Source organism: Tangfeifania diversioriginum, from assembly GCF_900141875.1.
Lineage (GTDB): Bacteria > Bacteroidota > Bacteroidia > Bacteroidales > Prolixibacteraceae > Tangfeifania > Tangfeifania diversioriginum.
The window spans coordinates 13,119-25,943 of record NZ_FQZE01000009.1 but is presented as its reverse complement, the minus strand read 5'-3'; the positions used below and the strand labels follow the sequence as shown (position 1 = coordinate 25,943).

Genomic DNA, 12,825 nt, shown 5'->3' with positions numbered 1-12,825 from the left:
TTTTAATTTTATTGATTGACAAATCAGCATTATTTTTGCCCGATGGAAATTAAAGAAGCCCGTTTTTTAGTAAGCAACACCGATATTGAAAAATGTCCGCCCCCCAATAAGCCGGAATATGCATTTATAGGGCGGTCGAACGTGGGAAAGTCCTCACTCATCAATATGCTTACCAACCGAAAATCGCTGGCAAAAATTTCGGGCAATCCGGGAAAAACGCAGTTAATCAATCATTTCCTGATAAACGAAGAGTGGTACCTGGTTGATTTGCCCGGATACGGATTTGCAAAAATTGGCCGAAAAGAACGGAAAAAATGGGAAAAATTTGTCAGAAAATACATCCTGCTGCGCGAAAACCTTTACGCCCTGTTTGTGCTGATTGATTCACGCCACGAGCCGCAACCAATCGACCTCGAGTTTATGGAGTGGTTGGGATTAAGCCAGATTCCGTTTTCTATTGTTTTTACCAAAACCGACAAATTAAAACCCGGCGAACTGGAAAAAAATATTGAAAACTATAAAACAAAAATGCTGGAAAGCTGGGAAGAAATGCCTCCATTTTTCACATCATCAGTAACCACCGGCGAAGGGAAAAAAGAAATTCTGAAATTTATACAGGATATTAACCACGAAAACTTGTAATTTTATATTTAATCAAAAATTATTATCTTGAAAATCGATAAAAGTGTAGATGATAAAGCATTATCTTTAGATTTCCGTAATAAAAACCAAACTGATTTAGCGATGGGCAGTAAAAATCATCCTTTAAAAATTTTTTCGGGCAGGGCCACACAACATCTTACGCAAAAAATATGCGACAGCCTTGATGTTGACCTCGGTCAATCATCGTGCCCCGTTTTTGCAGATGGCGAATTTGAACCTTGTTATGAAGAAACCATCCGCGGTTCGCATGTTTTTATCGTGCAATCGACCACTCCGCCGGCCGATAATTTGCTCGAACTCCTTTTAATGATTGACGCCGCCAAACGGGCCAGTGCTTATAAGGTTATTGCAGTAATTCCCTACTTTGGCTATGCCCGGCAAGACAGAAAAGACAAGCCACGTGTTTCGATTGGTGCAAAACTCGTTTCCGATTTACTTTCTGCTTCGGGAGTTGACCGCATTATAACAATGGACTTACATGCCGACCAAATCCAGGGCTTTTTCAATGTACCGGTTGACCATCTTTTTGCTTCGGCACTTTTCATTCCTTTCATAAGCAAAATGGGACTCGAAAACCTGGTAATTGCCTCACCCGACGTGGGGGGTACCAAACGCGCCAACACATACGCCCGTATGTTACAAACCGACATGGTAATTTGCCATAAAACACGTGCACGCGCAAATCAAATAAACAGCATGACTGTTATTGGTGATGTGTCAGGGAAAGATGTGATTATTGTTGATGACATGATTGATACAGCAGGCACCATTACCAAAGCAGCCAATTTAATGAAAGATAAAGGTGCCAGCAGTGTGCGCGCTTTTGCGGCACACGGTGTTTTATCGGGGCCTGCCATCGAGCGCATCGAACGTTCGGCTCTTGAAGAAGTCTATTTCACCGATTCAATAAAACAAAAATCGGAAAGTGAAAAGATTAAATACATTACCATTGCCGATGCTATGGGCGAAGCTATTAAAAGGGTTTACAAAAATCAGTCGATTAGTTCGTTATATTACCGCTAATTTTTATCTTTGCACCGCTTTTTCCAAAAAGCAGGAGCATTTTGAGGGCGTGAGTAGTTGATTTGCTTCTAATTTTTGTTGCACAACAATTTTAGAATATCAAAACAAAACGGCCCTGTAATTATGCATGCTGTTTGTTCCGTCAGTTGGCGGGAAGGACTGAGTACCATAATTATTAACAAAAAATTTAAAAAATGAAATCAGTAACAGTTAAGGGAACAAAACGCGAAGCCCTCGGAAAAAAAAGTGCAAAACGAATACGCGAACAAGGCGATGTACCTGCCGTTCTGTATGGAACCGATGAGCTTATGCACATCACTGTTCCGTTCAGTGAGTTAAGACCGTTAATTTATACTCCCAACGTATATTTAATCGACCTCGAGATCGACGGCGAACAACACAAAGCCATTATTCAGGATATGCAGTGGCACCCGGTTGAAGAACAGGTCATGCACATTGATTTTCTGAAAGTTGAAGACGACAAACCGGTAAAAATAAATGTTCCAATAGTAATTACCGGAAGAGCAAAAGGCCTTAAAGCAGGTGGTAAACTTAAAACCAACATGCGCAAACTTAAAATAAAAGCTTTGCCCAAGTACCTGCCCGATACCATTGTAATTGACATTACCAAATTAGGCATTGGCGACAGCTACAAAGTTAGCGAACTCGAAAGAGAAAACCTGGAGTTCCTCGACAACCACTCCAATTTAATTGTAGGTGTAATTTCATCGAGAGCTGCCATGGCCGGAATGTTGCTTCCTGAAGACGAAGAAGAGGAAGAAACAGAAGGTGGAGAAGGAGAAGCAGCTGAAGGTGGAGAAGCCGAAGGAGGCGAAACATCTGATGCTTCTGAAAATCAGGAATAATTAAAATGAAATTTTGTGAAGTATTTGATTGCAGGGCTCGGAAATATAGGCCCGGAATATAAAAATACACGTCACAACATAGGTTTTCAAATATTGGACGCTCTTGCGGGGGCGTCCAATATTGTTTATAACGACAAGCGTTACGGGTTTGTGGCTGAATATAAATTTAAAGGAAGAACATTTATTCTTTTAAAACCAACCACCTTCATGAACCTCAGCGGGCGAGCAGTAAACTACTGGCTTCAAAAAGAAAAAATTCCGCTCGAAAAAATGCTGGTCATTGTAGATGATATTGCATTGCCATTTGGCACACTCAGGGTAAAAGCAAAGGGAAGCCCGGGAGGACACAATGGCCTGAAAAATATTTCTGATATTTTGGGAACCAACAATTACCCGAGACTGAGATTCGGTATCGGAGATGATTTTCACAAAGGCTTTCAGGTTGATTATGTTCTAAGCGACTGGAGCCGGGAAGAACAAAAAGAGCTTTCTGAGAAAATCGATACCTGCATTGAAATTATTAAAAGCTTCGGAACCATAGGCACAGAACGCACAATGAACTTTTTCAATAAAAAAAAGTAAACAATGGCGGGAAACGTGAGAATTGACAAATGGCTGTGGGCAGTGCGTATTTACAAAACACGCTCGAAAGCTACCGAAGCCTGCAAAAAAGGACGCATTCTCATGGACGATTTGCCGGTGAAACCTTCGCGAGAAATTGTTTCCGGCGACATCATCCATGTAAAAAAAGCCCCGGTTACACGACAATACAAAGTGCTTGCGCTGGCCGAAAAACGAATGTCAGCAAAACTCACCGACGATTTTGTGGAAGACATTACCCCTGCGGAAGATCTCGAACTACTGGAAACCCAAAAGCAGATGAAATGGTTCAACCGAAAACCAGGGACCGGAAGGCCTACAAAAAAAGAACGGCGCAAACTCGACGATTTCTTTGGCAGTTAAGCAGAAAGATCTAATTTTTGCTTATTTTTAACGACATCTGTTTCAACAACATTAAACGCCATAATCAATAATGCTCATAGCTCAGAAAAAAAGAAAAGAAAATATTGCCGAATACATTTTATACCTCTATCAGGTTGAGGATTTAATCCGTGCTTTTCACCTCGATATGAACCTGATTAATGACAAACTGGTTACAAAATATCAGGCCGACAAAAAAACGTCAGAAGAAATTTCGGACTGGTATGAAAACCTGGTGGTGATGATGGAAAAGGAAGGCATTCAAAAAAAAGGGCACCTGCAGTTTGTTACCAATTTGCTGGGAGAGTTAAACGAGTTTCATTTACGCCTGATGGAAACAAAAGCAGACAGCATTTATATTTCCATTTACCAGGCAGTGGCAGGTTTGCTTAACGAGTTGAAACAAAAAAACCCACAGGCAACCATGGATGTGCAAGTTGCAATTGACGGGATTTACGGCTACCTGATGTTGAAAATTCAGCAAAAAGAAATTACGGACGAAACGGCAGAAGCCGTAAAACGATTGAGCCATTGGCTGGCCCACCTTTCAAAACTTTTCAGAGATTACGAAAAGGGCGATTTAGAGTTTTAAATCATCCCAAGCCGGGAACTGCCTGCGTTCGGCAACAGTAGGAATCCGGCAGGTTTCCCTTTTCCCAAACCATTTGTAGCGGTTTGAGGCAATCCAACGGTATAATTTGTTTCTCCATCTTAAGGGGATTATTTTAAACAGAACCGCCAGCCGCCAGGGATAAGAAAGCAGCCAGGCTGTTTTCAAAATCGCATCCGATTCAAAATATACATTCTCATTGTAAATCAATACTACTGAATCAGTATCTGCGGGGACGCTGAAATGTTGCCGGAGTTTTTCACCCGTTTCCGACTGGAGCGCAACAAAACGAAATTGCCCGCCATGTTTTCTGCGTATGACAAAATCAACTGTGTGGTTGCACAAATTGCAAACACCATCGAATAAAATTATGGGATGTAAACTCATTTAACTAATAACGGTAAACAAAGGAAAGGGTTTAAAAGAGAAAAGGACAGCTCAACAGCTGTCCTTTATTAATGTTAACCCCCAAACACACAAGCAATACAGGACGTATTGCATTACAAATATAAAACTAAGATGGAATTATACCAAAGATTTTGCAAAAAATATTTAAAGAAAAAGCAATCTTGGTAAATATTTTTATAAGAAAAGCACACCAAATGCACTTTATAAAGAACTTTTCGTTTTTAAAAATCTTCGAAAATCATACTGGTTAAAGTCGTGTGTAATGAGAACTTCAGAAAGATACCTGAAAATGCATGAAAGCTGCTATTTGTTATTATCAAAATCATCCAGCAACCCTTCGGTCAGCCAGTTGGCGAGTGCCTGCCGGTTATTTGGCAGTATAAAGCGTTGCTGATCACGAAAATGGTTAATGTTCCCCAGTTCAATATAAACCGCAACGGGGTAGGTATTTCTCACTACATAAAGTGCGCGTGGAGAAACTGTGCCATGATATCCCCTGCCCGGCTGATGTGTGTCGTATTTTTCCTGAAATTTGTTTTGAAGTGTTCTGCTGGCTTTTTCGCCGTTAGTACTGCGCCTGTCATGGTAAAAAAACACATCAATATTCTCTCCGTGACTGCGTGCATCAACGTGAATGGCAATCATGCGCTGAAATGCTCCCCTGTTTTTCCGATACAAATTATTTACTGCATCGGTACGTTGCCTCAACCTTCTCAGTTGGTTTATCGGAATTACCTGATTAGGGTAACACCGTTCATCTTTATCCGGCTTTAAATAGCTTTCATCCCGAATGCCGTCATTCTGGTCGCGGGTAATCATATAAACTGTGGCACCGTATTCAATCAACTCTCTGGCCAGTCGCAGCGTTACATCATAAGCATATTCATCCTCACACAACATCCGGTTATTGTAATAGCCAACTGCTCCGGGATCGGGGCCACCGTGCCCGGCAACCAGATAATAAATTGCACCGTCCAGTTTGTCGTCAAGTATTTCTACTTCGGCATAATCTTCACCAAAAATATCGAACCGGGCCGTTTTCACAGGTGATGTTGTTGTTTCTGCAGCAGCGGCTGGATCAATTTCTGTATCCGGAAGGATATATTTTGCACCGGCAAAAAGCATGTTGTCTTCACCAAGCCTGCCTTTATTAAGCTCAATAAAAGCATCCATATATTCAGAAGCCGAAAGTCCGTTTCGCGTTAACAACCGGTAAACACCTTCACCTTTTTTGGCCACTACTTCACGCGGTTGCGCATTCAATATAAACGGAATAAAAAATCCGGCGAAAAAAACGATGAATTTAATTCTGAAATTTATTTTTAATTGTAAGTTTGAACCAAACATATTATTTTTTTAAACTGTTCCATTTACCTAACAAACTTGATGCTAAAATAATTGTAAGTTTTAACATTATTTTTTCATAATGCAAAGATCTTTCACCTATACATTGTTAATAACTTGGCTTATTGCCTTTGGAGCCTGCAAAACTCACTATATACAAACCGATGCAAACGGGGGCAATGTCGTTGTATCAGACAGTATTATACAGCCCGACAGTCAACTGGTTCAAATTTATTTGCCCTATAAAAAATTGTTGGAAAAAGATATGTCTCGTGTTCTGGCAGTAAATAAAAAAGAAATGTCAAAAGGAAAACCGGAAAGCGAGCTCACCAATTTTCTGGCCGACTTACTGCTCGAAGAAGGACAAAAAGTTTTGAAGCAATCAGGAAAAGATTTTATGGCTGACATTTCTTATTTCAATTATGGTGGAATCCGCACCTACTTGCCGGAGGGCGAAATTACCGTGGGTAAAATTTATGAACTCATGCCCTTTGAAAACGAACTTGTGTTCTTAAAACTAAATGGAAATCAAATACGTGAATTCCTGAACACAGTTGCCTCAAAAGGTGGTGAGAGTGTTGGCGGTGTCCGCTTTTCAATTTCAGAAGGAAAAGCAAAAAATATTACAATTGGAAAAAAACAAATTGAAAATGAAAAATACTACTGGGTGGCTACCAACAACTATGTTGCCGAAGGAGGCGACGACCTGGATGTTTTCACCCAAAAAGATGACTATTTCAAACCCGGTAAATTGATCCGGGATATAATTATTTCACATTTGGAAAGTATCAGCGAGAAGGGGAAAATAATTACCGCTCAAACCGACGGGAGGATTAGTTATGAATAGAAGAAATTTTCTCAGGAACACGGGAATTGGTGCAGCCGGATTAACACTGGGGGCATTACCGCAAAATCTGTATGCTTGGGATGACTTTGCCACAATTTCAATTTTGCATACCAACGACATACACACTCATGTTGAACCTTTTGAAAGCAGCAATCCGCAATATAAAGGGAACGGAGGACTGGCCAAAATCGCTGCACTGGCCAAAAGCTACCGTCAAAAAAATCCGGACACGCTACTTTTCGATGCAGGCGATATGTTCCAGGGAACACCCTACTTCAACTATTTTAAAGGCGAGCTCATTTTTAAATTGATGAGTGAAGCCGGCTACAATGCGGGAACCATAGGAAATCACGAGTTCGACAACGGGTTGAACGGAATCTTGGAGCCGCTGCCCCATGCCAAATTCCCGCTCATTAATTCGAATTACAATTTTTCTGATACCATACTGGCCGGCAAATTCCCACGTTGGAAAATTTTCCGGCAATCGGGCATAAAAATTGGCGTTTACGGACTGGGTATTGCACTCAGCAATCTGGTAAGTACAACAAATATTGGAAATACCATTTATAACAACCCGCTGAAAACTGCCCTTGAGATGGAAACATTTCTGAAAAATGACAAAAAATGTGATTTGGTTATCTGCCTCTCGCATTTGGGATTACGTTATAATGGAAATAAAATTAGCGACATGGTAATTGCCGCCGAAACCTCGCTTACCGATTTAATTATTGGCGGCCACACCCACACTTTCCTGGAACAACCAATTGAAACAAAAAACAAGGCCGGCAAACCGATAATTGTGAACCAGGCCTGGTGGGGTGGTTTGGTAATGGGACAAATCGATTTTATTTTTGAGCGCAACAAAAAAAAGAAAGAAACCGTTTTTGCAACTAATTTAAGCTAACATGTCACGAATTTTCCGACTGGGGCTTTCCGCCTCCTCAGGTATATTACTTAGTCTCGCATGGCTGGGGTTTCCCGGATGGACCCTGTTTTTTGCATTCATTCCTCTGCTTTTTCTCAATCAGTTTTTTATTGACAACAGAAACTCCTACCGAAGTGTGTCGTTCTGGGGACATGCCCTGATTGCTTTCCTGATTTGGAATGGGATAACAACATGGTGGATTGCTTATGCCACAATGGCCGGGGCAATTCTGGCCATCGTGGCCAACTCATTTTTAATGTCGGTAGTGTGGTGGCTGGCTCATGTTGCCTTCAGACGTTTTAAACCAAACTTAGCTTTTCTGTCACTCATTGTTTTCTGGATTTCTTTCGAGTATTTTCATTTTCACTGGGACATTGAATGGCCCTGGCTGAATTTAGGAAACGGCTTTGCCAACAACATTAAAATGGTACAATGGTACGAATACACAGGAGTTTTAGGAGGAACACTCTGGGTTTTACTCATTAATATTCTGCTGTTCAACGTTCTGAAACTGATAACCAGTAAAGCTTCAGTATGGAAAATATTTTATCCGCTTTCCGGCCTCGTTTTGTTCCTCGTGGTGCCTGTTATCATTTCTGTTTCGGCATACAATTCTTATACTGAAAAAGAAAATCCGATGAACATTGTTGTGGTTCAGCCCAATATTGATCCGTACTCCGAGCGGTACGACCAGGAGGCTGAAAATGAAAAACTGGAAAAATTCATTCGCCTTGCCAGCACTCAAACCGATGATCAAACCGATTTGGTCATTGGCCCCGAAACACTTTTTGAACGTTACCCCGACTGGAACGAAGAACAAATTACCTACAACTATCAGTTCAGACAATTACAACAATGGTTACGAAATTTCCCCAAAGCTGAACTATTATTCGGGGCATCAACCAGCCAGGTATATCCTGATGCCGAAAGTGCGACTTCCACAGCCAGGCACAGAAACGGCATGATTTACGACGTATTCAATTCAGCTGTTTTTATAGGCAAAAACGGACAAGAGCAAACCTATCACAAATCGATACTGGTAGTTGGTGTTGAAAAAATGCCGTTTATGAAATACCTCGGATTTTTAAGCGATTTGGTTTTCGACCTGGGCGGAACAACCGGCAGCCTGGGACGGCAGGAAGAACCTACAAATTTCAAATTAAAAAATAATTGGGAAGTGGCGCCGGTTATCTGTTACGAATCGATTTTTGGCGAATACCTTACAAAATACGTGGAAAAAGGTGCCGGGATAATTGTAATTATTACCAACGACGGATGGTGGCGAAATACGCCCGGTTACAAACAACACCTTTCGTTTGCCCGGCTAAGGGCCATCGAATCGCGCCGAAGCATTGCCCGTTCGGCCAATACAGGAATTTCTGCCTTTATAAACCAGCGTGGCGATTTACTTCAAACAACCGAATGGTGGACGGAAGATGCCATAAACGGCACGCTCAATTCCAGTAATGAGATTACTTTCTACGTAAAATATGGTGATTACATTGCACGAATATCGTTGTTTATGAGCGGATTGCTCCTGCTTTTCCTGATCACTAAAAAGTTCCTTCCTGAGTAAATCCAGTAAAAAAAGACGCCCCCAACTATTTGTTTGAAAAAAGTTGAAGTGGATTACAAAAAAAATCCGCATCGATTCCGTTTGCGTAAAACCCCTGTATGACAGGATTTGAGCGCCTGGTTGTTCAAACTTCCACCGGTCTTTCGACTCATCCCGATTGCTCGGAACTACAAGGCCTGTTTTTACAACCGTTGAGCTAACTCGGTTTAAAATATTCTGTTGAGTTTACCAAAAGTTGAATCAATGCGGATAATATCTTGTCTCAATCAAAGAACTCTCTTTTTACACCTCAAATTTAACGGTAAGCAATGGCATTTGCAAATAAAAAAGTAAGTTTAGAATCATTCCAGCGTTAAACATCTTTAAATGAAAAGATTGCTTATTGGAATTATTGGAAAGATTCTTCGAATAAATATATAAGAATTAATGCATCGAAGAGTTTTTTCAACAGTGTATTAAGACGATATTCTTTTGAAAAATGTAAATTTGAGCATTATACTAAACCGTTACGGTACTATTCCCAACAAGTTTATATATCCGGATAAGGAAGTTCACAACTATGAAAAAAATACTTATACTATTTGCACACCCCGCATTTCAGAAATCGCGCATAAATAAAAAACTGATTAACGCAGTAAAAAATCTGGATGGCATAACATTTAACGATTTATATGAAAACTACCCCGATTTTTTTATCGATGTAAAAAAAGAGCAGCGACTTCTGACTCAACACGATATTATTGTGTGGCACCATCCTTTTTACTGGTACAATGCCCCGGCGCTTCTAAAAGAATGGATGGACCTCGTACTGGAACATGGCTTTGCGTATGGAATGCACGGCCGGGCACTGGAAGGGAAAAGTGTTTTGTCGGTAATTTCAACCGGAGGGGGCAAAGTGGTTTATTCATCCGAAGGACGCAACCATTATACAATGAACCAGTTTCTTGTACCTTTCAGGCAATCGGCCAATTTATGCCGGATGAACTACCTGCCGCCTTATATTGTACATGGTTCGCATACCGTTAAAAACGATGAAATTGAGGAACATGCGCTTAATTACAAAAAGGTTCTGTTATTATTACGCGACAATAAATTATCGAAAACTGACCTGGAAAAGGCAGAGTATTTTAACAACTTAATCGACTAAAATGTACAACGAAGATTTTTTCTTTCAGGCATTAATATACCTTTTGGCAGCTGTGGTATCCGTTCCACTGGCCAAAAAAATGGGAATGGTTTCCGTTTTGGGTTATTTACTGGCCGGCGTTATCATCGGGCCTTTCGTTCTGGGACTCGTAGGACAGGAAGCTGGTGAAATAATGCATTTTGCTGAATTCGGTGTGGTACTGATGCTTTTCCTGATTGGCCTTGAACTGGAACCCGCACTGTTATGGAAAATGCGACGCTCGATATTTGGACTGGGTGGGCTGCAGGTTTTACTAACAACTATAGTTATAAGTGTTGTAGCCTCATTTTTCAACTTTGAATGGAACAAAGCAATTGGCATCGGATTAATTTTAGCCCTGTCATCAACAGCAATTGTGCTGCAAACCCTTACTGAAAAAGGATTGCTCAGAAATACCGCAGGGCGTTCTGCCTTTTCAGTTTTGCTATTTCAGGATATTTCAGTTGTACCTTTTCTGGCTGTAATACCTTTGCTGGCCAGTTTTAACGGGCCCGCCCGCTTGCAGGAATCGCAGGTCGGGCAACTTACCGGAGTGGCATCGCTTCCGGGGTGGGTGCAGTTACTCATTATAATTGGAGCTATTGGGGCAATTATTTTCCTTGGCCGGTTTGTGGCTAAATACATTTTCCGGTACATTGCCGAAACCAATTTACATGAAATATTTACCGCCATGGCCCTGCTGCTGGTAATTGGTATTGCACTGGCCATGAGCGCAATCGGACTCTCCCCTGCCCTCGGCACTTTCATTGCAGGTGTGGTGCTGGCCGACAGTGAATACCGGCATGAACTGGAAACCACCATCGACCCGTTTAAGGGACTTCTGTTAGGTTTGTTTTTCATCTCGGTGGGTGCCAGTATTAATTTTATGCTGTTTATTGAAGATCCGTTTAAAATCCTGGGGCTGGTTGTTCTCCTTATTATTATTAAGTTCCTGGTTTTATTAGCACTTGGCCGTTTTTTCAGGCTAAAAAAAGGGTACGAATTCTTATTTGCTTTCCTTTTGGCACAATCAAGCGAATTTGCATTTGTGCTGGTATCATTTTCGCAACAAAGTCAGCTTTTTGAGGGAAAAACTGCCGGACAACTTTTACTGGTGGTTGCACTTTCAATGGCATTTTCGCCACTGCTCATTGTATTAAACGAAAAAGTGGTGAGCCCAATTTTGGAGCGTTGGCATAACAAACTGGATTACGAAGAAGTTGAACCTGAAGACAATCCGATTATAATTGCCGGGTTCGGCCGGTTTGGGTTGGCTGTGGGGCGCCTGTTGTTGGCCAATAATTTTAAAATTACTATTATTGACAGCAACCCGGCAAATGTGGAAGTTTTGCGCAAGTTCGGGTTTAAACTGTATTATGGTGATGTTGCGCGCCCGCAGGTTCTTGAAAAAGCCGGAATTGCAAAAGCCCGCCTCATGATTTTAAGTATGGCTGAATACGACAATTCACTTAAAGTAGCCAAATACATACGCGACAAATACCCCAATGTGAGAATACTGGCCCGCGCAAAAGATATTTTCCATGCTTTCGAATTTGCGAAACTCAATGTAAAAACCGTACAGCGCGAAGTTTTCAACTCCGGACTGGAACTGGGTGCCAAAGCCCTCGAACATCTTGGGTTTAACCGTTACGAAGCGTACCGTTCGGCACGTTTCTTTAAACATCATGAAGAAGAAGTTTTCATGAATCTCTACGAACACTGGCTGGAAGACAAAAACCGGTTCATACAGGAAACCCGCAGGTTCTCGGAACAGGTTTCGGAAACACTGATGGCTGAACGAAAATTTTCAATACACGATGCCGATTGCGCCTGGGATGTAGAGTCCATTAGAGAAGAAGAGGCTGGTTTGACCTCCGAAGGGGAGAAATAAATTAGAACTTTTCTAAATTAGAAATTTGCAGAAAAAACTGAATTTTGGCATGTCTGGGTTCAATTAAAACTATAAATTTGCAAACTGTAAATAGCAAAATAACTGAATTACGAAAGCAATTATCAAACATAAGGCATTGGTTAAAGAGGCAACCGCCTCATCGCTGGTGGTGTCAATTATAAACCAGTCGGCTTGTTCAACCTGCCACGCTAAGGGAGCTTGCACAATTGCCGATGTTCAGGAAAAAGAAGTTGAAATAACTCCTGACGGACACAGCTATTTTCCCGGACAGGAAGTAACTGTTATTTTAAAAGAAGTGCAGGGATTTAAGGCTTTGTTTTACGGTTATCTACTACCTTTTCTGCTGGTTCTTGCAACACTCATAACAGCTTCTTCAATAACCGGCAACGAAGTTTTTTCCGGTTTGCTGGCACTTGGCATTCTGATTCCATACTATACAACATTATATTTTTTTCGTCATATATTAAAAAAAGTTTTCAAATTCGAAGTGGAAGAAATCAGTTAA

The 12,825-nt window shown here is 41.2% G+C and carries 14 protein-coding genes; 12 read left to right on the top strand and 2 right to left on the bottom strand.

All coding sequences use genetic code 11. The features are described 5' to 3' along the window. The first annotated feature begins 42 nt into the window (after nucleotides 1-42). The 6 genes from yihA to BUC07_RS07460 all read left to right on the top strand — a co-directional run bounded on the left by yihA (nucleotide 43) and on the right by BUC07_RS07460 (nucleotide 4,125). On the top strand, nucleotides 43-642 hold the full coding sequence (gene yihA, locus BUC07_RS07485) for a ribosome biogenesis GTP-binding protein YihA/YsxC (protein WP_073167995.1): 600 nt from the start codon (nucleotides 43-45) through the stop codon (nucleotides 640-642). A 27-nt stretch (nucleotides 643-669) separates the two neighbouring features. Then, entirely contained in the window at nucleotides 670-1,686 is a 1,017-nt protein-coding gene (locus tag BUC07_RS07480) for a ribose-phosphate pyrophosphokinase (protein ID WP_245792660.1), read from the top strand. Between the two features lie 194 nt (nucleotides 1,687-1,880). After that, on the top strand, nucleotides 1,881-2,552 hold the full coding sequence (locus BUC07_RS07475; RefSeq protein WP_073167993.1) for a 50S ribosomal protein L25/general stress protein Ctc: 672 nt from the start codon (nucleotides 1,881-1,883) through the stop codon (nucleotides 2,550-2,552). A 15-nt stretch (nucleotides 2,553-2,567) separates the two neighbouring features. Then, the gene (gene pth, locus BUC07_RS07470; RefSeq protein WP_073167991.1) at nucleotides 2,568-3,134 is read left to right on the top strand and encodes an aminoacyl-tRNA hydrolase; all 567 of its coding nucleotides are present in this window, start codon (nucleotides 2,568-2,570) and stop codon (nucleotides 3,132-3,134) included. Nucleotides 3,135-3,137: 3 nt separating this feature from the next. Then, complete coding sequence (locus BUC07_RS07465; protein ID WP_073167989.1) at nucleotides 3,138-3,515, top strand: RNA-binding S4 domain-containing protein; 378 nt, start codon at nucleotides 3,138-3,140, stop codon at nucleotides 3,513-3,515. A 70-nt stretch (nucleotides 3,516-3,585) separates the two neighbouring features. Further along, nucleotides 3,586-4,125, top strand: coding sequence for a DUF4924 family protein (locus BUC07_RS07460; protein WP_073167987.1), 540 nt, complete (start codon nucleotides 3,586-3,588; stop codon nucleotides 4,123-4,125). On the opposite strand, the gene BUC07_RS07455 is transcribed toward BUC07_RS07460, so the two are convergent. Together BUC07_RS07455 and BUC07_RS07450 are read right to left on the bottom strand one after the other, a co-directional pair. Continuing rightward, complete coding sequence (locus BUC07_RS07455) at nucleotides 4,114-4,530, bottom strand: thiol-disulfide oxidoreductase DCC family protein (RefSeq protein ID WP_073167985.1); 417 nt, start codon at nucleotides 4,528-4,530, stop codon at nucleotides 4,114-4,116. The genes BUC07_RS07460 and BUC07_RS07455 overlap by 12 nt on opposite strands. Nucleotides 4,531-4,854: 324 nt before the next feature. Continuing rightward, nucleotides 4,855-5,898 (bottom strand): N-acetylmuramoyl-L-alanine amidase family protein, encoded by a 1,044-nt coding sequence (locus tag BUC07_RS07450; protein WP_217652661.1) that lies wholly within the window; start codon nucleotides 5,896-5,898, stop codon nucleotides 4,855-4,857. A 295-nt stretch (nucleotides 5,899-6,193) separates the two neighbouring features. On the opposite strand from BUC07_RS07450, the gene BUC07_RS07445 reads away from it, so the two are divergent. From BUC07_RS07445 to BUC07_RS07420, 6 genes are all read left to right on the top strand, one after another. Beyond that, nucleotides 6,194-6,742, top strand: coding sequence for a 5'-nucleotidase C-terminal domain-containing protein (locus BUC07_RS07445; protein ID WP_175552489.1), 549 nt, complete (start codon nucleotides 6,194-6,196; stop codon nucleotides 6,740-6,742). After that, the gene (locus tag BUC07_RS07440; RefSeq protein WP_073167981.1) at nucleotides 6,735-7,646 is read left to right on the top strand and encodes a bifunctional metallophosphatase/5'-nucleotidase; all 912 of its coding nucleotides are present in this window, start codon (nucleotides 6,735-6,737) and stop codon (nucleotides 7,644-7,646) included. Before BUC07_RS07445 ends, BUC07_RS07440 begins: the two co-directional genes overlap by 8 nt. Before the next feature lies 1 nt (nucleotide 7,647). After that, complete coding sequence (gene lnt / locus BUC07_RS07435) at nucleotides 7,648-9,243, top strand: apolipoprotein N-acyltransferase (RefSeq protein ID WP_073167979.1); 1,596 nt, start codon at nucleotides 7,648-7,650, stop codon at nucleotides 9,241-9,243. A gap of 559 nt (nucleotides 9,244-9,802) precedes the next feature. Further along, the gene (gene kefF, locus BUC07_RS07430) at nucleotides 9,803-10,390 is read left to right on the top strand and encodes a glutathione-regulated potassium-efflux system oxidoreductase KefF (RefSeq protein WP_073167977.1); all 588 of its coding nucleotides are present in this window, start codon (nucleotides 9,803-9,805) and stop codon (nucleotides 10,388-10,390) included. A 1-nt stretch (nucleotide 10,391) separates the two neighbouring features. Beyond that, entirely contained in the window at nucleotides 10,392-12,299 is a 1,908-nt protein-coding gene (locus tag BUC07_RS07425; RefSeq protein ID WP_073167975.1) for a monovalent cation:proton antiporter-2 (CPA2) family protein, read from the top strand. Nucleotides 12,300-12,435: 136 nt separating this feature from the next. Next, nucleotides 12,436-12,825, top strand: coding sequence for a SoxR reducing system RseC family protein (locus BUC07_RS07420; protein ID WP_175552488.1), 390 nt, complete (start codon nucleotides 12,436-12,438; stop codon nucleotides 12,823-12,825).